Here is a 26,156-nt window from a genome sequence, read left to right as displayed (position 1 = left end):
AGGTTGGTAGGATTATACCCGCGGGCGGCGGGCGGGCACAATCTTGACAGGATGCCGGATCCGGTGCTCGGACCCTTCGGGGGGTTACACCGCACGGAGCGCGCGACCCATCATGTCTGACCCCGCAGCTTCGGGTCCATGATGTCTCGGAATGCGTCGCCCAGCAGGTTCCAGCCCAGCACGAACAGAGAGATCGCCAGGCCCGGATAGACCAGCGTGTACCAGTACTGCAGCGCGTTGCCGGGCGCCCCGATGATCCAGGGGCGCGACAGGTTGATCAGCTGGCCCCAGTCCGCATAGCCCACCTCCGCCCCCAGACCCAGAAACGACAGCGCCGCCGCCGAGATCACGACGCTGCCCATGTCCAGCGACCCGTACACCACGACCGGATAGATCGTGTTCGGCAGCACGTGACGGAAGAACACGCGGAAGTCCGATGCGCCCAGCGCGCGGGCCGCCTCCACGAAGTCTCGTTCCTTCGCCGAGAGGATCTCGCCGCGCAGCAGACGCGTGTACGTCGGCCAGGAAACGAGCGCCAACGCCATCAGCACCTTATCGAGGCCCTTGCCCAAGATCGCGACGATCACGACGGCGAGGATCAGACCCGGGAACGCCAAGAAGACATCGGTGATGCGCATGAAGACCTCGTCCACCAGGCCGCCGCGGTATCCGGCCAGTCCACCGATGACGAGCCCGACCGCCACGGAGATCGCGATGACCGTCAGCGATACCCGGAAGGCCGTCCGCGTGCCCCACACCACACCGTAGTACAGGTCGTACTGCTCGCTGGTGGTGCCGAAGGGATAGCCCGGACGCGGCGGTCGGGGGTCGGGCGCAAACGTCTCGTTGGGGATCTGGTAGGGGTTGCGCCACCCCTCCGGGGGCGGTGCCAGCACCGGCGCCAGGATCGCGACGAGCACGAAGAAGCAGACCAACACGAGTCCCGCGATCGAAAGCGGGTTGCGGCGCATCCGCCGCAAAAACTCCGCTACGCCGCTGCGCCACAGACCCAGCCGCGAACCCCGGACGTCCGGGACCTGTCGGGTGGCTGTGCGCACGCCGCTCACAGCGTCTCCTTAGTAACGGATGCGTGGGTCCACGAAGGCGTACAGCACGTCGGCGGCGAGGTTTCCGAGCACGGTCAGCAGGGCGGCGAACAGCGCGAATCCCGCCGCTCCGGGGATGTCGAGCTGGTTGGCCGCCTGCGCCCCCCAACGCCCGATCCCCGGCAGGTCGTAGATCGTTTCGGTGATCACGGATCCGGTCAGCAGACCGACCATGATCAGGCTGCCGAGCGTGATCACCGGGATCAACGCGTTGCGGCGCGCGTGGCGGCGGATCACGACCGGCTCGGCCACACCCTTCGCCCTGGCGGTGCGAACGTAGTCCTGGCGCAGCGTCTCGAGCATTGACGACCGCGTCACCCGCACGAGCACCGCGGCGATGAAATACGACAGCGTCAGTACGGGCAACACGAGGTGGCGCAGCGCATCCCAGAAGATCCACAGCTGGCCGTTGAGCAACGCGTCGACGGTCATCAGGCCGGTATAGGCGTGGAACCCGTCGGAGGTCACGAACAGGTACGCCTGCAGCGACAACCGCCCCGGCGGAAACCACGGCCGCAGCCCGTAGAAGACCAGCAGCAGCAGCAGTCCCCACACGAACGTGGGCAGACCCGTCCCCACGATCGAGACGAAGCGCGACAGATGGTCGACGAAGCGATCCTTGTGGACCGCCGACAGCGTACCCAGCCACACGCCGACGACGAGGATCACGGCAAACGACAGCAGCGACAGCTCCAGCGTCATGGGGAAGTAGCTGCGGATCGCCTCCGCGACCGTCTGGCGGGCGACGAAGGAGTATCCGAGGTCCCCCCGCGCCAGGTTCTTCAACCACTCCCAGTACTGCACGTGGAAGGGCTGGTCCAGACCGTACTTCTGGATGATCGCCTCCAGGTCGCGCATCTGGTTGGGATCCTGGACGAACAGGCTGGCGCGCATGGCCGGCGACAGCAGCTGCGTGAGCGCGAAGATCAGCAGGGTCGTCCCCAGAGCGACGACCGGAAGCAGCATCAGGCGGCGGACGATGAACTGGGTCATGCGGCAGGTTCGATGAAAACAGGGGGCGGGCAGTCTACCCGCCCCCTGCGGACGGCACTCCCCCTTACTCGGTCTTTCGGAGCGCGTGGAGGTAGCCGAGTCCGAAGAACATCGGATTGTGGTACCAACCGCGTACCCACGACCGCATCACGATGAACCCGGTCGGGTACCCGAGGTAGACGGTCGGGACGTCGTTGAACGCGATCTCCTGCAGCCGGAAGTAGATCTGGCGCCGGCGCGCAGGATCGGCCGTGCGTTGCGCCTCCTCGATCAGCCGGTCCACTTCGGGGTTGTTGTAGGACTGCGCACCGGTGAAGGTCCCCTTGCTGTGCATGAACGGGTAGACGAAGTTGTCGGGGTCGGCGTAGTCGGCCGCCCACCCCAGGAAGTAGATCGGCAGCCGCCCTTCGCTCTCCTGGGCAAGGTATGTGGACCACGCCAGGCTCACGACGTCGACGCGGAAGCGCGGGTTGAGCGACTCCAGGGTGCGCTTGAAGATCTCCGACGCGCACCTCCGCGCCGCGTTGCCGGTGTTGTACAGCACCGTGAACCGGAACCCGGTTTCCCACACCCGGCCGCCCGCGACCTCGCGCCACGCCGCGATCGCGCGCTCGCGGTCGAACGCATACCACTGCCCCCGCTCGTTGTATCCGAACATCCCGCGCGGTACCGGGCCGTTGCCCGGCGCGATCTTGCCGCGCCAGCAGTCGCGGCGGGTGGCTCCGTAGTCGATGGACTGCGCGATCGCCCTGCGCACGCGCACGTCGTTGAAGAAATCGGGAGGGATGCCATTCCCGTCCAGCCGCCCGCTGCCCAGGTAGGGGTTGCCTGCGCCCTTGACGTCCAGGTTCATGAACAGCGCCTGGGTCACGAACTGCGAGAGGTCGTCGACGATCCGCACACCCGGCAGGCCCTCGACCTGGGATTGTTCGGGCCGGGCCACGGTGATCAGGTCCGCATCTCCTTGCTGCAGCATCAGCCGCCGCGTGCCGAACTCCTCGACCGTACGGTAGACGATTCGCTGGATCGGCGCCGGCCGGCCCCTCCAGTACCGGTCGTTGCGGCGCAGGATGACCGTTCTGGCGGCCCGATCCCACCGCTCGATCACATACGGCCCACTGGCCACGGCGCCCTCGAACAGCTTGGTGTCGGAGTTGCGCCGCGGGTTGTTGAACTGCGCGAGCGTCGCGCGCTCCCCGTTCCAGTCGCCCCGCGCCACCGCCGCCCGCCGGCTGATGACCTGCGACCACGACGCCATGATGTTCAAGAACGGTGCATAGGGGCGCGCAAGCGTGATGACGACGCTGTTGCCGCGCACCTGGATCGCCCGAGCGGCCTTGTCGTAGATGTCGGGCTTCAGGTTGCCCCTCTCGTCGCGGGTGCTGTCCTCGCCGGTGATCGGCTGGAGCAGGATCCACGACGGCCCCCCCGAGCGGTCGATCAGCATCATGCGCAGCAGCGAGTACCTCACGTCCTCCGCGGTAACGGGCGTCCCGTCGGAGAAGCGAGCCTGTGGGTTGATCGGGAAGGTGAACGTACGGGCATCACGGGAGATCAGCCCGTTCTGCAGGCTCGGCACCTGCGTGGCGAGCATCGGCACGTACTCTCCCACCGAGCCGCCGCGGAAGAAGATCAGCGTCTCGTAGACGTTCCACAGCGTGATCCCGCTGCTCAGCGTGTCGTACTGCCACGCCGGGTCCAGCGAGTCCACGTCCCCGCTGTGGGCGATGATGAGAGTGTCCGGGTTGCGCACCGCCTGGGCGGCACCGATGCCCGTCCCCAAGGCGAGCGAGATCAGCAAGGCCACCGAAGTCAGGATTGCCAGCGACCGCGTGTTTTTCATCTGCATCCCCCCTCCCGTGTCTGTCGTCTGCCGTTTACGATGTGCCCCCGGTGGTCGCCGGCCGGGAGGTCACCGCCACCCGGCTGCGCTGGTGCCGGAACGGCCGCACCGGGCAGGCCACCCAGTGGCCCGGCAGGACTTCCTCAAACGGTGGTTCCTCCGTCCGACACGACTCGACCGCATACATGCACCGCGTGTGGAACCGACACCCCGAGGGTGGGTTCACCGGACTTGGGACGTCGCCGGGCAGGATGATCCGCTCCCGTCGGATCTCCGGATCGGGGATCGGCACCGCCGACAGCAGTGCCTCGGTGTAGGGGTGCTGTGGGTTCTCGAACAGCTCGTCGGCCGGCGCCAGTTCCACGATCTTGCCGAGGTACATCACCGCGATGCGGTCGGAGATGTGCTTCACGACCGACAGGTCGTGGGCGATGAAAAGGTACGTCAGCTTGAACTCCTTCTGCAACTCCTCCAACAGGTTGATCACCTGTGCCTGGATCGACACGTCCAAAGCCGACACCGGCTCGTCGCAGATGATCAGCTTCGGGTTCACCGCCAGCGCCCTTGCGATGCCGATCCGCTGCCGCTGGCCGCCGCTGAACTCGTGCGGGTACCGGTTCACGTGGTAGGGGGAAAGCCCAACGATCTCCAGCAGCTCCTGCACGCGCCGCACCTTCTCTCGGCCCCGCGCCAGTCGGTGGATCTCGAGCGGCTCGCCGATGATGTCGCCCACGGTCATCCGTGGGTTGAGCGACGAGTACGGGTCCTGGAAGATGATCTGCATGTCGCGCCGCATCCGCCGCAGCTCTTCCCGATTGAGCCGAAAGACATTCTGCCCCTGGAAGATGACCTCGCCCGACGTGGGCTCCATCAGCCGGAGGATGACGCGGCCGGCGGTGGTCTTGCCGCAACCGGACTCCCCGACCAGGCCGAGGGTCTCGCCTTCGCGGATCGAAAAGGAGATGTCGTCCACGGCCCGGACCGCACCGACCTGCCTCTGGAAGATGAAGCCCTTGGTGATGGGGAAGTGCTTCACCAGGTTGCGAACTTCGAGTATCGTGTCACCGATCACGGATGACCTCCCGTCCAGAGTCGAGCATGTAAGGCCCCAAGCTTTCGCCCGGCTTGGGGAGCTTTCCGTTTCGCTAGATCGTTCGCCCACTCGCCAGCAGCCCCGCCTCCGCTGCCGCCCTCTTATCCTGCTCGGTCGCCTTGTCCGTGTACAGGTAACACTTCGCGTAGTGGTTGTCGGCGATCGGGACTTCGGGCGGGTCCTCCTCGACGCACACCTCCATCGCGAACGGGCAGCGCGGCGCGAACGGACACCCCGGGGGCAAGTCGATGAGGCTCGGGGGCTGCCCTTCGATGGGGATCAGACGCTCCGCCCGCTCGTACAGCTTGGGGATCGAGTGCAGCAGGCCCCACGTGTATGGATGCTTGGGATCCTTGAACGTGCGGACGACGTCCGTGTGCTCTACGGGCTTGCCGGCGTACATGACGACGACGTTGTCGCACATCTCGGCGACGACCCCGAGGTTGTGGGTGATCATGATGATCGCGGTACCGAAGTCCTTCTGCAGTTCCCGCATCAGGTCGAGGATCTGCGCCTGGATCGTGACGTCCAACGCGGTCGTCGGCTCATCCGCGATCAGGACCTCCGGGTTGCACGACAGCGCCATCGCGATCATCACACGCTGGCGCATCCCGCCGCTGAACTGGTGGGGGTAGTCGCGGACCCGATCCTTGGCCGAAGGAATCTTCACCCGTTCCAGCATCTCGACCGCCCGCGCCCACGCCGCCTTGCGGTCCAGCTTCTGATGGAGCATCACCGCCTCGGCGATCTGCTCACCGATCGTCAGCACGGGGTTGAGGGAGGTCATCGGTTCCTGGAAGATCATCGCGATGTCGTTGCCGCGCACCCGGCGCATCTGCTCCTCGGTCAGCCGCAGCAGGTCCTGCCCCTTGAACAGGATCTGCCCGTCCACGATCTTCCCCGGGGGCGTGGGGATCAGGCGCATGATCGACAGCGCGTGCACGCTCTTGCCGCTGCCCGACTCCCCGACGATGCCAAGCGTCTCCCCTCGCTGGAGGTCGTAGTTCAACCCGTCCACCGCGCGGACCACCCCTTCGTCGGTATAGAAGTACGTCTTCAGGTTGCGGACGGACAGAAGCGGTTCGGCCATCTCGATGCCTCCTCGGTCGCTCAAACTCCTCGAACGTTCCGTATCCCCCTCGCCTCGAATTCCGCCGGGACGCCGTCCCGACGAGCATCTCCCTTTCGCCAAGCCCCAGAGCCTGTCCTCTCGGCCCCTGCCTCTCCACCGCCCGGTCTGCGCCGCACCCGGCCTGGCGTTACCCCCTCTGTGCCTCCTTCACTGCCGCAGCCTCGGATCCAGCGCGTCGCGCAGCCCGTCCCCGAAGAAGTTGAAGCACAACACCGTCAAGAAGATCATCGCTCCGGGCCAGAACGCCAGCGACGGCGTCCGCCAGATGAAGTCCTGGGCGTTCTGCAGCATGTTGCCCCAGCTCGGCGTCGGAGGCTGGATTCCGAACCCCAGGTACGACAGGGCCGCCTCCGTCAGGATGGCGCCCCCGACGGCCAGCGTGGCAGAGACGATGACTGGAGCCAGGGAGTTGGGCAGGAGGTGGCGCACCATGATGCGCGCGTTCGACGCCCCCATAGCCCTCGCCGCCTCCGCGAACTCCATGTTCTTCAGCCGGAGCACCTCGCCCCGCACCAGGCGAGCCGTACCCATCCACCCGAAGGCAGTGATCACCACGATGATGCCGAGCAGGCTGCCGCCGAAGTAGCGGGCCAGAATGATCAGGATCGGCAGGTCGGGGATCGACAGCATGATGTCCACGAACCGCATCAGCAGGTTGTCCAGCCGCCCGCCGTAGAACCCGGAGATCACCCCGACCACCGTCCCCACGAGCGCCGAGGCCACCGCGGCGCTGAACCCCACCAGCAGTGATACGCGCCCCGCGTACAGCAGGCGGGTCAGCACGTCATGGCCGATCTCGTCCGTGCCGAGGGGATGTCGCCAGGACGGGGGAGCCAGCCGGTTCAGCAGATCGATGTCCCCGAAACCGTACGGGGTGAGCCACGGCGCAAAGACGGACATGAGCACGAGGACGGCGATCACCACCGCACCGGCCATGGCCACCTTGTGGCGGCGGAGGCGGCGGACGGCGATCTGCCAGTACCCGCCCGCGATGGCCGGCGCCCCACCGGCTCTCGGTCGCTGCCGGACGGCTACGGCCATGGGCGCTTCTGCCGTCGTCGCTCAGTCATAACGGATCCTCGGATCCAGCACCGCGTAAGCGACGTCGGCCACCAGGTTGAAGATCAGCACCAGACCCGACAGGAACAGCAGCGCCACCTGCGCCACCGTGTAGTCCCCGCCACCCACCGACTCCACGATCAGGCGTCCGATGCCCGGCCAGGCAAAGACCGTCTCGGTCAGTGGCGCGCCCGCGAACAGGCCCGGGATGCCCAAGGCCAGGATCGTCACGATGGGGATCAGCGCGTTTCGCAGCGCGTGCTTGTTGATCACGGCCCGCTCCGCCAGCCCCTTCGCGCGTGCCGTGCGCACGTAGTCCTGGCGGATCACCTCGAGCATCGCCGCCCGCGTGTAGCGGGTCAGCGACGCCATCAACAGCAGCGACAGCACGATCACCGGCAGGACCATGTATCGCAGGCGGTCCAGGATGAGGGGTATGCCCTCGGTCACGCCGGGCGTCACGAAGCCCCCGGGCGGCAGCCACCGCAGCGTGACGGCGAAGACGTAGATCATCATGATCCCGAACCAGAACGCCGGTACGGAAACGCCGAAGAACGCAAAGAACGTCGCCGCGTAGTCGGTCTTGGAGTACTGGTGCAGCGCGGAATACACGCCCACCGGCACCGCCACCGCCAGCGCCAGCAGAAACGACGGGATCGTCAGCCACAGGGAGTTTCCGATCCGCGCCATCACGAGTTCCAGGGCCGGGACCTTGTACGTCCTGGAGTAGCCGAAGTCGCCCTGGACGGCCGCACGCAACCACTTGACGTAGCGAATGTGCAGGGGGTCATCCAGACCGTAGATCTCGCGCAGGAGCCTGATGTCCTCCGCCCGCACCCTGGGGTTACCCGAGAGCAGCAGGTCCACCGGGTCGCCCGGCGCCATCACCAGGACCATGAAGATGATCACCGAGATCCCGAACAGCAACGGGACCATCTGGAACGTCCGGCGCAGCAGGTACCTGCCCACTTCCGAGCACCTCGTGAGGCTGCTGTCCCCGGCGGGAAGGGGGAGGACACCCGCCCTCCCCCTCTGGTCCCACCGGTGGATGCGGTCGACCTACCGGGCCCACCTCCACTGCGTGGCGTTCCACGTCACCGGCGCCGTCGCGCCCGTAGGCCGCCAGTTCTGGAGCGAAGCCTTGCGGCCGGCGTAGTCAGACCGGAAGTACAAAGGGATCACCGGCAGATCCTCGATCCAGATCTCCTGGAACCGCCGCAGCATCTGCGCGCGCCGCCCCTCGTCCAGTTCTTCGGGGATGGCGTGGCACAGCCGCGTGACCTCGTCGTTCTTGTAACCCGGGTAGTTCTGGCCGTCCGGGGGCAGCGTGTCGCCGGTGTACAGACCCTCGCAGTCCGACGTCGGACCGAACACCCACGCGTACATCGCCAGCGTGAACTGGCGCTTGGGCAGCGATTCCCCGAAGTACACCCGCGCGGGCTGGTTGCGGATCACGATCTCGATGCCGATCTGGCGCAGCTGCTGCTGGATGATCTGCTGGACCGCCTCGCGGGTGCGGTTGCCCGCAGTCGTCGCGAACTCCAGCGACAGCCGCTGGCCGTCCTTCACCAGGATGCCGTCGGGACCCGGCCGGTAGCCCGCTTCCTGCAGCAGCGCCCGCGCACGGGCCTGGTCGAACGGATACCGCTTGATGTTGCGGTGGTAGCCGTAGTGTTTTTCGGGGAACAGCGAGTGGGAGACCGGTTGCTTGCCCTCGAAGAGGCTCTGCACGATCGCCTCACGGTTCATGCCGTAGATCAGCGCATGCCGCACGCGTTTGTCGCGGAGGTGGAAGTTGTCCAGGTTGAGGTCGATGTGCTCCCAGATCAAACCGGGCACGGCCTCCACGATCCAGTCGCGCCGGCCTTCGCGGCGCAGACGGTTTTCCAGCTCGAGACCCTGCACGAATGGGATGGCCGTCTCGTCGAACGCGTCGATCGAGCCCGCCAGCACGTTGGCGATCTGGGTGTTGGTGTCGGGCACGAACCGGAACACGATCCGGCGGATCGCCGATGGCGTGCGGTAGGAGCCACCGACGGCGTTGTGGTTGAACTGATCCCACCGCTCCAGCGTGATGGACGAACCCTTCTGCCACTGCGTGATCCGGTACGGGCCGTTGCCGACCGTCCGCTCCGACGTACCCCACGCATTCTCCGGCAGCTTGGACGGATCACGCTGGTAGGCGGCGTTCAGGATGTGCCGCGGGAGGGCCACCGACCCCGCCACGCCCAAGTTGGCGAAGGCGTACTTCCTCTTCCATTGGACGATGAGCGTGTTCGCGTTGGGCGCCTGGATGTTCTCCACGCGCTCGGACACGTCGCGCCCGGCCGAGGGGAAGCGCGGGTTGAGGTTCACGCGCCAGCCGAAGATGTAGTCGGCGGCCGTGAGCGGCGTCCCGTCCTGCCAGCGCAGACCCCGGCGCAGCCGCCAGGTGACCTGCATCTTGTCGCCGGGCAGAAGCCGCCAGTCGCCGTCGCGCAGGCTCGGCATCTTCTCCATGGCCACCGGCTGGTACTTCCACTCGTTCGTCAGCTCGACGTCCGGTACGAACATCGGCGCCGAGACCATCGTCGCAACAAACATGGTGCACGCGTCGCAGATCGTCAGCCCGATGACGGCCGGCTCCTGCTGCGTGCCGATCACGATCGTGTCCGGACCGGCCGCCGGACCCCCGGCTGGGCCGGCCAGGACGAGTGCGGGCAGCGCCAGGGCGGCCAACACCGCCAGTGCGAGCGTGGACCATCGCCTGCTCATCTTGGACACCTCCTCACGATCCAAGGTAACCGGTTCGTGGGTCATCCAAGCCCTCCGATGGCGACATCTCCATGCCACCACCTCTTTCTGGTCATTCACCTCCCGGCTCGCCGGTCGTCGGCGGACGCGTCAGTGCAGCCCGGACAGCACGCGCTCCAGCGGGTGCCCGGTGATTTCCTCCGGTCCCGGCCTCTCCCTGCGGACCTCGCCCACCGGCGGCTGCGCCCCCCCGGTCGGCGCTGGCATCGGACGGGACTCTTGCGCAGTCTCCGGAGGGCGCTGGGACCGAGGTGTCCTGCGGGGCGGGCTGACGCCCGCCGTCGGGCGGCGGACCGGTCGAACCCGGGAGACCTCGAGGAACACCGCCAGATCGACCTTGCGGACCCGGTACGACTTCCCGATGCGGCTGGCCGGCAACTTCCCTTCCCGGATGTACTTGTAGACCGTCATCTTGTTGAGCTGCAGATAATCAGCCACCTGCTCGACGGTCAGGACGTCCTGTGAAGTCTCTGCTCGTGGTCTCCGCATCCTCCACCTTCCCTCGATTCCCCAGTACCACTCTCCGTGCCCGCCCATCAACCTGTTGCCGCCCGCACTCAACTCGTCCGCAGACGCGGGTCCAAAGCGTCCCGCAGCCCGTCGCCGAGGAGGTTGTACCCGACCACCGCCACGACGATGAACGCGCCGGGCCAAAGCAGCCACGGCGACTGCGTCAAGGTCGTCAGATTGTTGGCCACGTTGAGGAGTTGGCCCCATGAGGCCTGTGGTTCCCGGATACCCAAGCCGAAGAACGACAGCGCGGCCTCCGCGATCATCGCCCCGGGGATGCTTAGCGTCGCGACGACGATCAGCAGCGTTGCGGTGTTGGGGATGACGTGCCGCCGCAGGATGTAGGCGGTCCCCGCTCCGCTGGCCCGCGCCGCCAGCACGTACTCCTGGGTGCGCAGGGACAACACCATGCCGCGCACCAAACGCGCCAGTCCACCCCAACCGACGAACGAAATGATCACGACGATGAGCACGAGTCGCGTCGTCGAGGGAATCTGCGGCGGCAGCACCGCCGCCAGCGCCAGGAGCAGGTAGAACTCCGGGAAGGCGATCACGATCTCGGCGATGCGCATCATGACGTTGTCCACGCGCCCGCCGAAATAGCCGGAGATCGCCCCGTAGATGACGCCGATCGGCAGGCTCACCATCAGCACGAACACTCCGAGGAACATCGAGATCCGGCCGCCGATCAGCACGCGCGACAGCAGGTCCCGACCGAACTGGTCGGTCCCCATCAGGAAGATCCGTCCCGGCTCGTCCACACCGAAGAAGTGGATGTTCGTCGGGATCAAGAACAGCAGCCTGTACGGCTCGCCACGGACGAAGAACCGGACGTAGTACTTCTCGTCGGCGTTCGTCTCGTAGCGCCGCGTGGCCGGGTCCGCCAGGTGCGTTCCGTAGACGAACGGGCGCAAGGAGAACTGCCCCTGATCGTCGACGAAGCGCAGCGGCGTGGGTGGGTGGTAAAACTTCGACCGATCGGTGAAATCCAGCGAGTAGGGCGCGAAAAACTCCCCGAAGATCGTGACGAAGTACAAGAGGACGACGATGATCCCGCCGATGAGCGCCATGCGGTGCTTGCGCAGCTGCCGCCACGCGAGCTGAGCGGGTGTACGGGCCCTCACCAGCCGGTCAGATTCCTCCAGCCGTCGACCGGTTGCCTCGGGGAAGGCTACATTGGCCATCGCCGCGATCCCCTGACTCCCCCCTCAGTCATACCGGATCCTCGGATCCACTGCCGCCAGCAAGATGTCCGCCACGAGGTTGCCGAGCACCAGGGTGACGGACCCGACCACGAGCGCCGCCATGACGACGTACAGGTCCTTCTTGAACAGGGCTTCGACGATGAGCTGGCCGATGCCCGGCCAGCCGATCACGTTCTCGAGGATCGCCGACCCGCTCAGCAGCGCCCCCAGCTGGAACCCGAAGATCGTGATCAGCGGGTTGATCGCGTTGCGGACCGCGTGCTTGTACAACACCACCCGGTTGTGCAGCCCTTTCGCCCGGGCCGTCTTCACGTAGTCTTGCCGGAGGACCTCCAGCAGGTTGCCGCGCATCTGCCGCATCAGGCCGGCCACGCTGAGGAACCCGAGGATGAGCGTCGGCAGAATGAGGTGGTGAGCGACGTCGAGGACCTTGCCGATCGGGGACAGGTCTTCGAACCCCAAGCTCGTCATTCCGCCGATCGGCAGCCAACCGGTCTTGAAGGCCAAATACAGCCCCAACAGTCCCGAGAAAAACGTCGGAGTCGAAATCCCCAGCAGCGCAATGAACGTGAGCGAGTTGTCGCTCCACGAGTACTGGCGCACCGCTGCGTGGATGCCCAGCGGAATCGCCACGATCCAGGCGAACACGAACGCGGTGATGTTCAAGATGATCGTGTTGAGCCACCGCGAACCTAGCAGCCAGGCCACAGGAACGTGGAACGAAAACGAATAGCCAAAGTCCCCGCGTACGACGTTGGACAGCCACTTCAGATACTGAATGTGGATCGGCCGGTCCAACCCGAAGTTCCGCCGCATCTGCTCCACGGTTTCCGCGCTGACGACCGGATTGAGGCGCATCTCGTCCAGGAAGTCTCCCGGCGCGAGCTGGATGACCCCGAAAGAGACGGCCGTGATCCCCAAGAGCATCGGGAACAGGATCAGCAGGCGGCGGACGATGTGACGAAGCAATTCGATTCCTCGAGTGGCCGGCGGGAGGCGCGTCGATCCCACGCGCCTCCCGTCTGTCCCAGAGGCGCACTACCGGCGTACGGGCGCCCTGTAGAAGAGGATCTCCGACGGACTGACGGCACCCTGCAGCCCGATCTTGATGTTGCCCAGCGTGTTCCGCACCGCGGGCTGCGTCTTCGGGTACGTAAAGTACATCAGCGGCACGTTCTGCGCCACCAGTTCCTGCCAGCGGAAGTACAGCTGCCGGCGGCGGGCCTGGTCGGTCTCCTCGGCGATCTGCTCGAACAGACGATCGATTTCCTGCTCCCACGGTGTGGCGCACCTCTCCTGGCGCGGCCACCACAGGTGGAGCGATCCGCTGCACAGCCATACGTTGCGGCCCGTGCCGGGCTCGATACCGCCGGTCAATCCGATGATGATCGCATCCCAGTTGAAGGAGCCCACCAGCTTGCCGACGAGGGAGTTGAAGGCCTCCGGAGCGAAAGTGACCTGCACCCCCAGACGCTGCCAGTCCTGCCGCACGATGTTACCGATGGCCACACGGTCGGTGTTCTCCGAGTTCGTCGCCAGCACGAACGCCACCGTGTTGCCCTGTGGGTCCCGCAGCGGGCCGGTGCCCTCGCGGCGGTAGCCGGCTTCGGCCAGCAGCTGCTGGGCCCGGTTGATGTCGTACGGGTACTGTGCCAGCCGCGGGTTGTAGTACAGGGGGTGGCCGCTGCTCACGGGTCCCCACGCCGGAGTGGCCCGGCCTGCGTAGACCTGCTGGGCGATCGCGTTGCGGTCGATCGCGTGGTTGAGCGCCCGCCGGAACCGGACGTCCTGGAACCAGGTCACCTTGGGCGGCTGAATCCCCCGCGGGTTCATGTTCAACGCCACGAACTCGGACGTGAACGTCTCCGGTCCGTCGTAGATCGTGTAGTTCCCCTCCCGTTCGCGGGCCTTGAACTCGGCAAACTCGCGCGGACGCGCCGCGTAGATGTCGGTCTCTCCTGCCAGGAAGCGCAACCGGGCGGCATCCAGATTCGGTACGATGAGGATGACCCGACGCGTCAGGTACGGCAGCCGGTTGCCGCGCTGGTCCACCTTGTAGTAGCCGGACCACCGCACGTACTCGATCCGCTGCCCCGGCGTGTAGCGCTGCATCACGAACGGGCCGGTGCCCACGATCTCCCGTGGCGGCGTGGCTACGCTCCACGTACGGTTGAACTCCGCGCCGCCCCGTGCCAGCGCCGCCTCGAGCTTGTGCCGCGGCAGAATGGGCACCCCGATCTGACGCAGGAAGATGCCCACGGGCTTGGGCGTGATGAACTGCACGGTGAACTCGTCCACTACCCTCCAGCGCAGGGGTTGGCCCTCATAGGTGAGGGTGTCCCGGTAGCTGGTCTGGACCCCCTCTGTGAAGATCGCCTTGAACGTGAAGTCCACGTCGGCGGCCGTAAACGGCCGGCCGTCGTGCCACTTGACGCCCCGGCGCAGTCGGAACGTCCACGTGCGCCGGTCGGGACTCAGCGTCCACGACTCTGCCAGATCCGGCTCGATCTCGCCCGTCACGAAGTCCTGATCGACCAGACCGCTGAACACCAGACTCAGGGGAACGGTCGAAGACGTCTCCTGCGCGACAATATAGTTGAAGGTTCGCGGATCGGAGATCTGCGAGGTGACGAACACCCCGCCGTACCGCGCCCCCTCGCCCGTCGCGTGGGTGTCGACTTTCGGGTTCGGAATGTCCGGAAGCGTGAACCGCCGCTGCTGCTGCGTCGGGGCGGCAAAACTCGGCGCCAGCAGTGCCAGAACGACGACCACCACCAGTACTGTCAACCATGCTCGCCTCATCCCTGCCCATCCCTCCCTTCACGGGCACCTTGGCCCGTCTCGCTCTGGATCTTGCTGCAGGCCCCCACCTGCCCTGCGGCAGGGGCGGGTATCACGAAACTAGACCATGGCATACCATCCCACACCGCAGCGCAGGATTCGCCACGCCCTCCCCGAAGACCTTTCTGTCCGTACGGGATCCCCAGGACCGAAGTTCCCGCCCCGCCGAACCCGGCCTGGGGGCCGGCTTGGAAGTGGACGAAGCGCACGCCCCCTCCCGTCTGCACGTCTGCCGGACCTAAGAGGGCCGGCGAGCGCGCACGAACTGAACGATCCCCACAAGTCCCACCATGAGCCCGCCGACGGAGGCCGCGTAGGCCAGCATCGCCACCGGCAAGCTGGGCGGTATCTGACGGATCGTCATCAAGAACAGCACCAGCCATGCACCCACCAGCAGGACGAAGCCCCACAGCATCAACCGCAGAGGCCCGCGCGAGGTCACGTCTCACGTCCCGGAGGCCGCCGCGGCCGACCGCGGTTGCTCGTACAGCCAACACGCCGCCAGGTGCGAGGCACCCACCCGGAAGTCAGGGGGCACTTCGACATCGCACAAACCCTGCATGAACTCCGGACACCGCGGATGGAAACGGCACCCCGGCGGCGGGCGCAGCAAACTCGGCGGCTCGCCCGGCGGAACGTCCCGCAAGCGTTCGACGTTGGCGGGGTCCGGGTCGGGGATCGCCGCGAGCAACGCGCGCGTGTAGGGATGTCGGGGATTGCGCAACAGTTCCCGCACGGGTGCCTGCTCGACGATTTTGCCCCCATACATGACGAACACACGTTCGCAAAAGTACCGGACCGTCGACAGGTCGTGCGTGATGTACACGACGCTGAGACCGTGCCGTTCTTGCAGCCCCCGCAGCAACTGGAGGATCTCGATGCGCACGGACGCATCGAGCATCGAGACCGGTTCGTCGGCCACGATCAGCTGAGGCTCCAGGATCATGGCCCGCGCGATCACCAGACGCTGCTGCTGGCCCCCGCTGAGCATGTGGGGAAAGCGGGGCAGGAAGTCTTCGACCGGAGTCAGCCTCACCTCCTCGAGGACGCTCCGGATCCGTTCCAACCGGGCGGCCTCCCAGCGCACGCCGTTGACGACGAGCGGTTCTTCGAGGATCCGCCTGACGCTCATGAACGGCGGCAGCGCGCCGTAGGGATCCTGCTGGACGTAGCCCACCCGCGACCGGTACCACCGCAGGTCTTGCTTGCCGTGAACGGGCCGTCCGTCGAAGACGATCTCACCCCGGGTGGGCAGGACCAGGCCGAGAATGGTCTTGGCGAGCGTGCTCTTTCCGCAACCACTCTCGCCGACGACGGCGACGGCTTCGCCCCGCCGCAGAGCGAAGTCGACGCCGTCGACAGCGCGTACGAATCCAACGTGCACGAAACCCCACCGCCGCAGTTCGAACCACGTGTGCAGGTCTCGCACGGACAGCAGGGTGTCACCGGGCATGGACCGCTCCCCCGACGTGCAGCCAGCACTTCACGCGCCGGTCCCCGTCTACCGCATCCAGCGGCGGATCCTCCTCGCAGCGGTCGAACCGCTTGGCGCAGCGGTCTGCGAAGCGGCATCCGGCGGGCGGTTCGACGAGGCTGGGCGGGCGCCCTCGGATGAAGCCCAGCGGCTTGTCCTCGCGCAGCGTGGGGACGCTCGCCATGAGCGCCTGGGCGTAGGGGTGCATGGGTTCCCGGTAGAACTGGGCGGCGCGGCTGAGTTCGACGATCTGCCCTGCGTACATCACGGCGGCGTCGTCCGCCAGCTCGCTGCTGGTGCCGATGTCGTGCGTGATGAGGATGAAACTCGTACCGAACTCCCGCTTGATCATCTTCAACACGTTCATCACGTTCGCCTGGGTCAGGACGTCGAGGGCCGAGGTCGGCTCGTCGAGCACGATTACGTCCGGCCGGAGCACGAGGGCCATGGCGAGCGCGACCCGCTGCCGCATGCCGCCGCTGAGCTCGAACGGATAGCGGTCGACAAAGTCGGCCGGTACGCCCACCCGCTTGAAGACGTCGTGGACCTCCCGGCGCGCCGCCTCCGGGCTCGCGACGCGGCGGTGCAGGATCAAAGGCTCGGCGACCTGCTCACCGACGCGGATCACAGGATTCAGCGCGTTCATCGCCGCCTGCGGCACGAGCGCGATCCGGACCCACCGCACTTCCCGGCGGAACCGCTCCTCGGGCAGGCCCATCAGTTCCGTGCCCTCCAGCCAGATGCGCCCGGTGTACGTGTGGACGTTGCGGGGCAGCAGGCGCAGGATCGCCCGGGCCAGCGAGCTCTTCCCGCAGCCGCTCTCCCCGACGACGACGAGCGTCCGACCGCGCTCGACCGTAAAGCTGACGCCGTCGACGGCCTGCACCGGTCCCCGACGCGTGCGGAAGTACAGCCGGAGGTCTTCGACCCGCAGCAGCGTCGCGGCCATCACAGCTCCCGCAGCCGGGGATTGAAGATCCGGTCGAGGGCGAACCCGAGCATCGTGAACCCAAGCCCGGTGACCATCAAAAGCGCCGCGGGTTGCAGGATCCAGTAGTAGTGCCCGACGTACAGGGCGCCCGCCCGGTAGGCGTCCTCAATCACCTTGCCCCAGGTGGGCAGCAGCGGATCCCCCAGACCGAGCACGGCAAGCGTCGCTTCCAGGAAGACGAAGCTGGGGATCAGGGTGACGAACGACGGAATGAGGGTCGGGACCGCCCGCGGGATCATGTAGGAGAAGACAATGCGCAACCCGCCGGCGCCGTACGCCCGTGCCGCCTCGATGTAGGGGGACTCGCGGATCTGCAAGAACAGCGCCCGGTATGTCTTGATCCCGGCGCTGAACACCCCGAGCAGGATGACCACGCCCAGGATGACCCAGATGCTGCGCGAGTACAGGGTAGCGATCATGATCAGGATCGGAAGACCCGGCAGGATGAGGTTAACCTCCGTGATCCGCTGGATCAACCCGTCCACCCACCGCGCGTAGTACGCGCCCACCGCCGCGATCACCATCGTGCTGACCGTGGACCCGACGGCCGCCAGCAGGCCGAACGCCATCGCGATCGGCGTACCCCACAACAGCGCGAGGCTCAGATCCCGCCGCAGGTGGTCGGTGCCCGCCAGCCCGTGGACCCGGCCGTACACCACCAAGCGGGCGTTGACGGTCGAGGCCGGGTCGAAGAGGTACGCCCGCACCCCCAGCGCATACCGCCCCTGGAGAACCTCGCCCGGCCGATCGGGATCGGCAAACAGCGCGACTTCCGGCCGGTCGCCGAGTTCCTGCTGCACGCGGGGATCCGCGGAGATCCGGTACACGTCCCGGCGCCGCAGGCCAATCTCGGTGAGCCGGATCTCGGCGCCGTCGGGCGTCTTCCAGACCAGTTCCACCTGGGGGCCGGCCTGACCCGCGTAGTCCGCCTCGAACAAGACCGCCAGCTCGGTCGGGAAGTGGCTGTACGCGTAGTCGAACGGCAGATCGAAGGTCACCTCCCGTACCTGCACCCCGACGGTCCGCTCTGCGTAGGGCACCGCGCGGCTGTCGACGGTGATCGTCGGTGGCAGATTGTCCCGCCGGAACGCGTTCACCCACTCCGGGCGGGCGTTGCGCGGGTTTTCCCGCCACAGATCCTCTCCGCCGCGCCACAGCCGGATCGCCTCGCTATAGGGGATCGTGACCACTGCGTAGACCGAGGTCGCCAGGAGCAGCGCGACGATCACCACGCCCGCGGCCGCGGCCCGATACCCCAGCAGCTGCCGCAGCCCTTCGCTCATCGCTCGGCCGCCAGTCCGACTTTCACCCGGGGGTCCACGATCGCGTACACGATGTCCAAGACGAAGACCGTGATCGCCAGAAGGTAAGCATACAGGATCGTCGCACCGACGATCACCGGGGTGTCGAACGTCCCGATCGCCTGGTAAAGCGCGCGCCCCAGCCCCGGCCAGTTGAACACCGTCTCCAGGACGATCGCGCCCGTCCAGGCCCCGATCAGCCCCAGTGCGAAGTTCGTGATGATCGTCGGCAGCGTGGGCCTCAGGATGTACCGGCGCTCGACCAGTCGGCCCGGCAGGCCCTTGGCTTTGGCCACCTCCACGTAGTCCTCGCTGCTGAAGATCAAAAAGAACGTACGCCAGGAGTAGATCGCCAGAAAGACGGAACTCAAAACCATGGCCATCGCGGGCAGCAGCATGTGCCGCAAGACACTGAGCGCGTACGCGATCCTGTTCTCGGGTGGCGGGGCGTCCACCATGCCGCCGAACGGCAGTACGCGCAGCCACGCGGCGAAGATGAGGATGAGAAAGATTCCGTAAAACCACGCCGGTGCCGCCGACGTTGGCGCCAGCCCCACCACCGCCCGATCGGCCGCGCTCCCGTACCGCCGCGACAGGGACAACGCGAAGCCCACGGCCATCAAAAACAGCAGGATCTGCGTCGTCGCAAACAGCAGCAGCGTGGGGGGTAGGCGGTCCAGGATGATGTTGCGCACGAGCCTCGATCCCGTGTCGCTCGTGGTGCGCTCGGCGAATCCCAGGCGCAACAGAAGAGCATCACGGAGGAAGTACACCGAACGCAGGAGGAACGGGCGGTCCAGTCCCAACCGCTGCTCTTCCACGCGGATCATCTCCTCGATCATGCGCTGGCGCACGTCGGGCGGCAGCTGTTGGTATTCGGGGTTCAGCCCGACGGCGATGCCGACCTGCTCTCGGATCTCCGAGCGCTTGATCTGGTCGACGTATCCACCCATGTTGGCGACGAGGATCGTCAGGTAGACGCCGACCGCGGTGGTCAAAAACAGGGCGACGCCCCGCGTGAGGGTGTAGGTCACCACACGCGGGAGCGTCGCCATGCCCGTGCGGGCTTTCGGTACACCGAGCGGCAGAGCCTGAGCCACCTTCGTCGCTACTGCCGCGGCAGCGTCGTGAACGTGACCGACGCGAAGCTCGGTATGCTGACCACCTTCGAGAGGACGATTACCTCCAGGCGGTTCGACCCCGGCGCCAGCCGGCCGGTCACCGCCGGCGCGAGGCCGATCCGCCAGTTCTCACCGATCCGCTGGGCCCGCCCGCTGGCCACGAGCTGCTCGCGGGCGTCGAACAGCAAGAACTTGACCTCCTCGATGTCGCCCGCGGGGTACGGGCGCCCGCGGAACGTGACGCGGACGTCGAACGCGGCCTCGGTCCCCGCGCGCACGCTCCTGGGCCCGCTGACCGCCGCGCTGGGGATGCGGGGTTCGCCAAAGCGCAGCCACTTGCTGGCAGGGTCCGCGAAGCGCCCGAACCGCCGCAGCTCGACGATCTTCTCCACCGGAGACACACGCTGGATCAAAAACGGGCCCATGCCGACCCAGTAGTGGCCGCGGCCCGCGCGCCACGCACTTAGGAACTGCCAGCGCTGACGCGCCTCCTCGGGCCGGATCCACCTGCTTAGTGCCTGCGCGAAGGGGATGAAGTTCTCGGCACGGGCGGCCTCCAGCTCACGATCGAGGATGGCGATCGTGGGGCCGGCCACGTAGCTCAGCCGCTCCACCCGGTTCGCGGTCGCCTTGGCGGCCGTGAACGCAGCCCGCCCGGCGCTCTCCGCGCGGATCCCCAGCGCCACGGTGTGCCACGGTCCGGGGCCAAACCCGTACAGAGGCCAGAACGACCCCGCAGCGGTCATCAGCTCCGCCTCCAGCGTCCAGGCCGTCGAGTAGAACTCCGCGACGAGGGGGTTCTCGCTCACGATCCGGAAGCCGCGGAACGTCTCCATGAACGACCGGAACGTCGGGAGGTAGGACCGGTCGAACAGCGGGCTGCGCTCGTCGGCCCGCTCGAACGTCAGGATCCAGCCGAGCATGATGTCCCCCATGCTCAGGCGGTTCCCGTCGTGCCACTGTACCCTGTTGAACAGGTCGCGCTCGAAGTGGACTCGGCTTACCCGCAGCGCGGTCAGCCCTTGCGGGTGCCGCTCACGGACCGTCACGAACCGCTGGGCCGCCGAATCCCAGCCGATGATCGCGTCGTCGGGGACGCGGATCTGGGGCGCGAACCGCAGCGTCAGCCAGTCCGCGCTCTTGGTGACCGGCAGACCCTGCTGGACCGTCACCTCGACCCTCTCGATCCGTTGGGCCATCGGCAGCCCGGTGTGCGGGTTGGGCAACGTCGGGTAGTCCTGCGTCGCGCGGTACAGCGTGGTGTCGAAGATCCAGTTCGATCCGCCGATGGGGTTCCAGGGCTCGGTGAGGATGCTGGGCAGCCCGATCCGGACCGTCCCGCCGGGCCGGCCCCGGACGCGCAGCGTATAGGGCCACATGAACGAGCCGGACAACCCGCCCGCGAGGTCGGAGACGACCTCGATCTCCTCGCGCACCGGCCACACCGGCACGCGGTCCACCAGCCACAGCCGCACGGAGTCTTGCATCGAGAGTTCCAGCGCCCGCGCCAGGAGCTGGTTGCGCTCGGCCACGGTGCGGAACTCGCGCTTGGCCAGCCGGTCGGACAGCCGGTCGAACTCCGTGGATGGCCGGTAGGCCTGCCACAGCGGAGACGTCAGACCGCGCGTCGTGTAGAAGAAGTCGAAGTTGGTCACCTGGTCCCGGCTGACGACGGTGGTGATCCACCCGCCGGTGTACAGGTGCCACCGGCCTTCGGCTGGATCGCCGCTGAACCACAGCGGGCTGAGTTCGGCGGCGCGGCCGTAGCGCCGCTCCACCGTGAATCCTACCTGCTCCAGCAGGCCGGCGACGTAGTCGCCGATCTGCCGGCGCTCGTCCTCAGTGCGGATCAAGAAGACGAGCCTGACGGGTTCGCCGCGGTGGTGCCACCGCCCGCCCACAAGCGTGGCCCCCAGCCTCTGCATCTCCTCGGTGATCACCGACCGGGCACGGTCGGGGTTGTGCGCGTAGCGGATCTCCAGCCGCCGCGCCGCTTCCGCGACGCGCGCATAGTCAGGGAACGCCCGGTTGATTGGCAACCAGCGCGGCTCGCCGAGACCGCCCATGATGTCCTGCGCGATGCGCCGGCGGTCGATCAGCCAGTTCATCGCCTCCCGCATCCGGGGCACGGCGAATGGGTTCAGCCGCCCGTCACGCAGGGTGGGGCCGACCGGGTTGAAGCTGATCTCATGGTACAGCCCGTAGGAGACGGTCGAGCGGAGGGCCCGGCTCTGGCGGATACGGGCCGCGATGTCGGGGTTGGCGGTACTGCTGAACCAGGCCTGGATGTCGTTGGCCTCCAGGCGCCGCACCGCCGAAGCGTCACTGGGCTCCTCGACCGCCAAGACGACGTCTACCCACGCTCCTACCCGCTGGGCCTGAGCGGCCGTGCCGGGTGTCAGTGTGAGCACCAAAGCGCCGACAAGCAGGGCCAATATGACGTTTCGGGTCTTGTGCTTCACTTTCGCCACCTCCTAGTAGCTAGACCCAAATGGGCGCCAGTTCGTCCCACCGTCGCGACGCTTTCCTGTTACCCATCACCCCCTTTTGTCGCCCGTCCGGGCCATGAGGAAATCCCCCTCTGCCCGATGCGCCTGACTTATACCAAACTACACTGTACTATACGAGAGTATCCCAAGTCTACGGTTCGACATACTGCTTTGGTCCACCGGAACGACGGTCGAGAGGGATTCGAAGGCGGTGCGCGCACCGAGGCAGGATCGTCGGCAGGCGATCTGCCCCAACCCCAACACCGGGGGTCGGGTCAGTCAGCACATCCCCACTAGACCTTCAGTCTCGGGTCCAGGGCATCGCGGAGGCCGTCGCCGAGGAAGTTGAAGCTGAGGACCGTGACGAAGATGAACAACCCCGGCCACACCGCCAACCAGGGCGCGTTCCAGATGTACTCCTGGGCCCGCTGCAGCATATTGCCCCACGACGGCGTCGGCGGCTGGATTCCCAACCCCAGGTAGGACAGCGCCGACTCGCCGAGGATCGCTCCACCCACCGTGAGGGTCGCCGCGACGATCACGGGAGCCAGCGAGTTGGGCATCAGGTGCCGCAGCATGATCCGAGCGTTGGACGCCCCCATGGCCCGCGCGGCGTCCACATAGTCCTGGTTCTTCAACGACAGAATCTGGCCGCGCACCAGCCGTGCGACCGTCGTCCACCCGAACACGGTAAAGATCAGCACGATGCGGTTGACCCCGCCGCCCGGGATCAGCGCCGCCAGGATCAGGTAGAGGGGAAGCGTCGGGATCGCGATCAGGATGTCCACCAGGCGCATCAGGACGGAGTCCACCCAGCCGCCGTAGTAGCCGGCGGCGACCCCCACGAGCGTGCCGACGATTGTGATGCCGATGGCGGTGACGTAGCCGACCACCAGCGAGATGCGGCCCGCATACATAATCCGGGTCAACACGTCCCGCCCCAGCTCGTCCGTGCCGAAGACGTGCGGCCAGCGCGGTGTGATCCACCGCGCGTCGAGGTTCACCCGTTCGAAGTCGAACGGTGCGACCCAAGGAGCCAGGATCGCCACCACGGACAAAAAGACGGCTACCGACCCGCCGACCAGAGCCAGCTTGTGCCGTCGGAAGCGCCGCCAGGCGATCTGCCAGTACGACAGGCCGACCGCGAATCCGGCCGCGGCCTTGCGCCGTTCGGCGAGTTCCAGCGCGATCTGGTCCTTGGCCATCGTCGACCCTCAGAGGACGGAGGTTCGCTCCTCCTCGACCTCTCGCTCCCCGCTAATCGTACTTCACCCGAGGATCGACCACCGCATAGGCGATGTCGGCCAGCAGGTTGAAGAGGATCGTCATCAGCGCCAGGAACAACAGCACCGCCATGGCGACGTTGTGGTCGTGCCCCAGGACCGACTGGAACAGTAAGAGTCCCATGCCAGGCCAGGAGAAGACAGTCTCGGTCAGCACCGCTCCGCTGACGACATTGGGAATGCTCAAGGCGACCAGCGTGATGAGCGGGATCAGCGCGTTGCGCAGCGCGTGCTTGTTGATGACCACCTTCTCCGCCAAGCCCTTGGCATGCGCCGTCCGGATGTAGTCCTGGCGGATCACCTCCAGCATGCTGGACCGGGTGAACCGGACCCATGACGCCATGCCGCTGGTGGCCAGGACCAGCGTCGGCAGGACCAGGTGGCGCACTCGGTCGAGCACCATCGGGAGTCCCTCGGACACCCCCGGCGTCATCATCCCACCGGCGGGCAGCTTCAGCCACGCCAGCCCCGGGATGTGCGCCCACGGTGCCCAGACCGCGAAGATGAGGATGAAGACGATCCCCTGCCAGAAGTTGGGGATCGAAAGCCCGATGAACGAGAAGACGGTGACGGCGTAGTCGGTGGTCGAGTACTGGTGGAGGGCGGAGTAAATGCCGACCGCCACCCCGACCACGAAGGCGACCACGACCGCCGCCGTCAGCAGCGTGAGCGTGTTCTTCAGCCTCTCGCCCATGATCTCCATCACGGGCTTCCCGTACTGCCGGGAGTACCCTAGATCGCCTCGGACGACGGTGCGCAGCCACTTGAAGTAGCGGACGTAGAAGGGATCGTCCAGACCGTAGTACTGGCGCAACGCGGCGATATCCTCCGGCTGAATGTCGGGGTTGCTGGTCGCCAGCAGCTCCACCGGGTCTCCCGGCGTGAACACCAGGAGGGTGAACATCAGGATCGACAGCCCGAAGAGGATGACGACCGTCTGGACGCCACGCCGCAGCAGGTACCACTGCATCCGGAGCCTCTCTCCGCCGATTCCACACAAAGGCGGGGTGCAGGGAGCAGGCCCTGCACCCCGTCCTCTGTTCCCGTTACCTTCTTCGCGCTATCGGGCCCACGACCACTCGTGCGAGTTCCAGTTGATGTAGGTGCCCGACAGTCCGGCCGGCTTGACGTTCTGCAACGACTTCCTTGAGGTCGTCAGGCTCAGCCGGAAGAACAGCGGGATCGCGGGAAGGTCGTTCGCCCAGATTTCCTGCTGGCGCCGCAGCAGCTGGATGCGCCGCTGGGTGTCGACCTCGCCCATGATCTGGTCGATCAAACGGTCGTTCTCCGCGTTCCGCCACCCGGGGTTGTTCTGTCCCTCCCAGTTGTTCTCGGGACGCGGGATCTGGCTGCTGTGCCACAGCCCCGCCGGCAGCGTCACCGGGCTCATCACCCAGGCGTACATCACCAGGTGCGGGAACTGACGCCGCGCCGTGATCTGCCCGAACAACACGGCCGCCGGCCGGTTGTCGATCCTCAGATCGACGCCGACCTGGCGGAGCTGGTCGCGCATCACCTGCTGGACCTGCTCCCGCAGCCGGTTGCCAGCCGTCGTCATGATCGAGATGGAGAACGGCCGACCCTGCCGGTCGCGCAGGATGCCGTCCGGGCCGGGGGTGAACCCAGCCTCGGCGAGCAGCGCGCGGGCGCGGGCCTGGTCGAAGGCGTACTGCCGCACGTTCGGGTTGTGGGCCTCGTGCCGCGGGGGCAGCCACGTGTGCGCCACCGGCTGACGTCCGCCGGGGCAGGCGAGTTCGGCGAGCTGCGCCCGGTTGATGGCGTGTGCCAGTGCGTGGCGCACCCTCACGTCGCGTAGCCACTCGTTGTCCAGGTTGAAGTCGATGTGCTCCCAGATCAGCGCCGGCGTGTAGTGGCCCGCCACGTCCGGGTTCCGACGTTCGATCTCCGCCACCTGGACGCAGTCGAAGTTGTTGATGTCCGTGACGTCCACCTGGCCTGCGATCGCGTTGGCCTGAAGGACCGTCGCGTCGAGGATCCACCGGAAGACGATGCGCCGGATCTGCGGCCGGCCCTCCGGGAATCGGTCATATGCCTCGAGGGTGATGTGGCTCCCACGCACCCACTCGACGAACCGGTACGGACCGTTGCCGGTCGGAGCCGTCGCTTCGGGGTGGGCCTTCAACCGCGAAGGATCCTGCAGGTACTGCCGTTCCAGCCGGTGGCGCGGCAGGATGCTGTGCCCCAGGTTCGCAAACGGGTAGCGCTCGTTCCAGTTGACGACAAGCGCGTACGGGTCATTCGGGTTGGGGACCTGCATGTTCTCGATCTTGCGCAGCACGAACCGCGACACCGTCGGGCTGCGCGGGTTGCGCGCCATCAGGTAGGTCCATGAGACATCCAGTGCCGTCACCGGCCGCCCGTCGTGCCACGTATAGGTGCGCTTCAGCCGCCACGTCACGCGCATCCGGTTGTTGGGCAGCAGCTGCCAGTCGCCGTCACGCAGCGTCGGGATCTTCTCCGCGATCCGCGGGAACAGGCGCCACTGGTCGTTGAAGTCCACCATGCCCACGGACACGGAGTTCATCACCATCGCTCCGACGGCCAGCGTGCAGCCTTCGAACCACGTGATCAGGCAGCTCGGCTCCTGGGCGGCGCCGATGACCACCTGGTCGCGCTGCTGCGCCAGCGAGGCGCCGGGCGACAACGGGACGATCGTCACCGCCAGCGCGAAGGCCGCTGCCAAGAGCAGCCCCCGCCGGGTCCACCTGTCTTTGCTCATCTGTACCTCCCTTCGGAAATCATCTGGGTGGCTCGACAGAACCGCATATCACTTCCGCGACCGAACGAATGGATCCCTGCTAGGATGGATCCGTAGCCCCCACTCCACGAATCGCTCCTGGTCGGACACCCCCCTTCGGCCTGGACTTGACACAACGATATACCAAACTACACCAAATCGCA

The 26,156-nt window shown here is 66.7% G+C and carries 21 protein-coding genes; all 21 read right to left on the bottom strand.

Annotated elements, in window-relative coordinates:
- Positions 1–110: 110 nt before the first annotated feature.
- Positions 111–1,007 (bottom strand): ABC transporter permease, encoded by an 897-nt coding sequence (locus tag QN163_03000; GenBank protein ID MDR5682982.1) that lies wholly within the window; start codon positions 1,005–1,007, stop codon positions 111–113.
- 69 nt (positions 1,008–1,076) lie between these two features.
- Complete coding sequence (locus tag QN163_02995; GenBank protein ID MDR5682981.1) at positions 1,077–2,099, bottom strand: ABC transporter permease; 1,023 nt, start codon at positions 2,097–2,099, stop codon at positions 1,077–1,079.
- 64 nt (positions 2,100–2,163) lie between these two features.
- Positions 2,164–3,948: an ABC transporter substrate-binding protein gene (locus QN163_02990; protein ID MDR5682980.1), complete on the bottom strand. Its 1,785-nt coding sequence runs from the start codon at positions 3,946–3,948 to the stop codon at positions 2,164–2,166.
- 28 nt (positions 3,949–3,976) lie between these two features.
- Positions 3,977–5,011 carry a dipeptide ABC transporter ATP-binding protein gene (locus QN163_02985; GenBank protein ID MDR5682979.1) on the bottom strand — a complete coding sequence of 345 codons (1,035 nt, stop codon included), beginning with the start codon at positions 5,009–5,011 and terminating at the stop codon, positions 3,977–3,979.
- Between the two features lie 76 nt (positions 5,012–5,087).
- On the bottom strand, positions 5,088–6,125 hold the full coding sequence (locus QN163_02980) for an ABC transporter ATP-binding protein (protein MDR5682978.1): 1,038 nt from the start codon (positions 6,123–6,125) through the stop codon (positions 5,088–5,090).
- A gap of 189 nt (positions 6,126–6,314) precedes the next feature.
- Positions 6,315–7,208: an ABC transporter permease gene (locus QN163_02975; GenBank protein MDR5682977.1), complete on the bottom strand. Its 894-nt coding sequence runs from the start codon at positions 7,206–7,208 to the stop codon at positions 6,315–6,317.
- A 21-nt stretch (positions 7,209–7,229) separates the two neighbouring features.
- Positions 7,230–8,195 carry an ABC transporter permease gene (locus QN163_02970; protein ID MDR5682976.1) on the bottom strand — a complete coding sequence of 322 codons (966 nt, stop codon included), beginning with the start codon at positions 8,193–8,195 and terminating at the stop codon, positions 7,230–7,232.
- 90 nt (positions 8,196–8,285) lie between these two features.
- The gene (locus tag QN163_02965) at positions 8,286–9,980 is read right to left on the bottom strand and encodes a peptide ABC transporter substrate-binding protein (GenBank protein MDR5682975.1); all 1,695 of its coding nucleotides are present in this window, start codon (positions 9,978–9,980) and stop codon (positions 8,286–8,288) included.
- Between the two features lie 129 nt (positions 9,981–10,109).
- Positions 10,110–10,508: a helix-turn-helix domain-containing protein gene (locus tag QN163_02960; protein MDR5682974.1), complete on the bottom strand. Its 399-nt coding sequence runs from the start codon at positions 10,506–10,508 to the stop codon at positions 10,110–10,112.
- A 68-nt stretch (positions 10,509–10,576) separates the two neighbouring features.
- Positions 10,577–11,713: an ABC transporter permease gene (locus QN163_02955; protein ID MDR5682973.1), complete on the bottom strand. Its 1,137-nt coding sequence runs from the start codon at positions 11,711–11,713 to the stop codon at positions 10,577–10,579.
- A 24-nt stretch (positions 11,714–11,737) separates the two neighbouring features.
- On the bottom strand, positions 11,738–12,703 hold the full coding sequence (locus tag QN163_02950) for an ABC transporter permease (GenBank protein MDR5682972.1): 966 nt from the start codon (positions 12,701–12,703) through the stop codon (positions 11,738–11,740).
- 69 nt (positions 12,704–12,772) lie between these two features.
- A complete protein-coding gene (locus QN163_02945) occupies positions 12,773–14,536 on the bottom strand; it encodes an ABC transporter substrate-binding protein (protein ID MDR5682971.1) in 1,764 nt (587 codons plus the stop codon).
- 277 nt (positions 14,537–14,813) lie between these two features.
- On the bottom strand, positions 14,814–15,017 hold the full coding sequence (locus QN163_02940) for a hypothetical protein (protein MDR5682970.1): 204 nt from the start codon (positions 15,015–15,017) through the stop codon (positions 14,814–14,816).
- A gap of 3 nt (positions 15,018–15,020) precedes the next feature.
- Positions 15,021–16,028, bottom strand: a complete 1,008-nt coding sequence (locus QN163_02935) for an ABC transporter ATP-binding protein (protein ID MDR5682969.1) — start codon at positions 16,026–16,028, stop codon at positions 15,021–15,023.
- The gene (locus QN163_02930; GenBank protein ID MDR5682968.1) at positions 16,018–16,998 is read right to left on the bottom strand and encodes an ABC transporter ATP-binding protein; all 981 of its coding nucleotides are present in this window, start codon (positions 16,996–16,998) and stop codon (positions 16,018–16,020) included. Before QN163_02930 ends, QN163_02935 begins: the two co-directional genes overlap by 11 nt.
- Positions 16,998–18,323, bottom strand: a complete 1,326-nt coding sequence (locus QN163_02925) for an ABC transporter permease (GenBank protein MDR5682967.1) — start codon at positions 18,321–18,323, stop codon at positions 16,998–17,000. Before QN163_02925 ends, QN163_02930 begins: the two co-directional genes overlap by 1 nt.
- Positions 18,320–19,396 (bottom strand): ABC transporter permease, encoded by a 1,077-nt coding sequence (locus QN163_02920; GenBank protein MDR5682966.1) that lies wholly within the window; start codon positions 19,394–19,396, stop codon positions 18,320–18,322. The genes QN163_02925 and QN163_02920 overlap by 4 nt, the downstream gene beginning before the upstream one ends.
- Positions 19,397–19,449: 53 nt before the next feature.
- Positions 19,450–21,924, bottom strand: a complete 2,475-nt coding sequence (locus QN163_02915; GenBank protein MDR5682965.1) for an ABC transporter substrate-binding protein — start codon at positions 21,922–21,924, stop codon at positions 19,450–19,452.
- A gap of 320 nt (positions 21,925–22,244) precedes the next feature.
- Positions 22,245–23,156, bottom strand: a complete 912-nt coding sequence (locus tag QN163_02910; protein MDR5682964.1) for an ABC transporter permease — start codon at positions 23,154–23,156, stop codon at positions 22,245–22,247.
- 52 nt (positions 23,157–23,208) lie between these two features.
- A complete protein-coding gene (locus tag QN163_02905; GenBank protein ID MDR5682963.1) occupies positions 23,209–24,204 on the bottom strand; it encodes an ABC transporter permease in 996 nt (331 codons plus the stop codon).
- 90 nt (positions 24,205–24,294) lie between these two features.
- Positions 24,295–25,974, bottom strand: a complete 1,680-nt coding sequence (locus QN163_02900; protein MDR5682962.1) for a peptide ABC transporter substrate-binding protein — start codon at positions 25,972–25,974, stop codon at positions 24,295–24,297.
- Positions 25,975–26,156 lie beyond the last annotated feature (182 nt).

Source organism: Armatimonadota bacterium, from assembly GCA_031432545.1.
In the GTDB taxonomy this organism is placed as follows: Bacteria; Sysuimicrobiota; Sysuimicrobiia; order Sysuimicrobiales; family Sysuimicrobiaceae; genus Caldifonticola; species Caldifonticola tengchongensis.
The sequence above is the reverse complement of the archived record's forward strand: the minus strand, read 5'-3'. Positions and strand labels throughout refer to the sequence as shown.

Excerpts from the sequence above, each read along its gene's own strand:
- QN163_02995 (MDR5682981.1), bottom strand. The coding sequence starts at position 2,099 with ATGACCCAGTTCATCGTCCGCCGCCTGATGCTGCTTCCGGTCGTCGCT.
- QN163_02990 (MDR5682980.1), bottom strand. The coding sequence starts at position 3,948 with ATGCAGATGAAAAACACGCGGTCGCTGGCAATCCTGACTTCGGTGGCC.
- QN163_02980 (MDR5682978.1), bottom strand. The coding sequence starts at position 6,125 with ATGGCCGAACCGCTTCTGTCCGTCCGCAACCTGAAGACGTACTTCTAT.
- QN163_02975 (MDR5682977.1), bottom strand. The coding sequence starts at position 7,208 with ATGGCCGTAGCCGTCCGGCAGCGACCGAGAGCCGGTGGGGCGCCGGCC.
- QN163_02965 (MDR5682975.1), bottom strand. The coding sequence starts at position 9,980 with ATGAGCAGGCGATGGTCCACGCTCGCACTGGCGGTGTTGGCCGCCCTG.
- QN163_02960 (MDR5682974.1), bottom strand. The coding sequence starts at position 10,508 with ATGCGGAGACCACGAGCAGAGACTTCACAGGACGTCCTGACCGTCGAG.
- QN163_02955 (MDR5682973.1), bottom strand. The coding sequence starts at position 11,713 with ATGGCCAATGTAGCCTTCCCCGAGGCAACCGGTCGACGGCTGGAGGAA.
- QN163_02945 (MDR5682971.1), bottom strand. The coding sequence starts at position 14,536 with ATGAGGCGAGCATGGTTGACAGTACTGGTGGTGGTCGTCGTTCTGGCA.
- QN163_02935 (MDR5682969.1), bottom strand. The coding sequence starts at position 16,028 with ATGCCCGGTGACACCCTGCTGTCCGTGCGAGACCTGCACACGTGGTTC.
- QN163_02930 (MDR5682968.1), bottom strand. The coding sequence starts at position 16,998 with ATGGCCGCGACGCTGCTGCGGGTCGAAGACCTCCGGCTGTACTTCCGC.
- QN163_02925 (MDR5682967.1), bottom strand. The coding sequence starts at position 18,323 with ATGAGCGAAGGGCTGCGGCAGCTGCTGGGGTATCGGGCCGCGGCCGCG.
- QN163_02920 (MDR5682966.1), bottom strand. The coding sequence starts at position 19,396 with ATGGCGACGCTCCCGCGTGTGGTGACCTACACCCTCACGCGGGGCGTC.
- QN163_02910 (MDR5682964.1), bottom strand. The coding sequence starts at position 23,156 with ATGGCCAAGGACCAGATCGCGCTGGAACTCGCCGAACGGCGCAAGGCC.
- QN163_02905 (MDR5682963.1), bottom strand. The coding sequence starts at position 24,204 with ATGCAGTGGTACCTGCTGCGGCGTGGCGTCCAGACGGTCGTCATCCTC.
- QN163_02900 (MDR5682962.1), bottom strand. The coding sequence starts at position 25,974 with ATGAGCAAAGACAGGTGGACCCGGCGGGGGCTGCTCTTGGCAGCGGCC.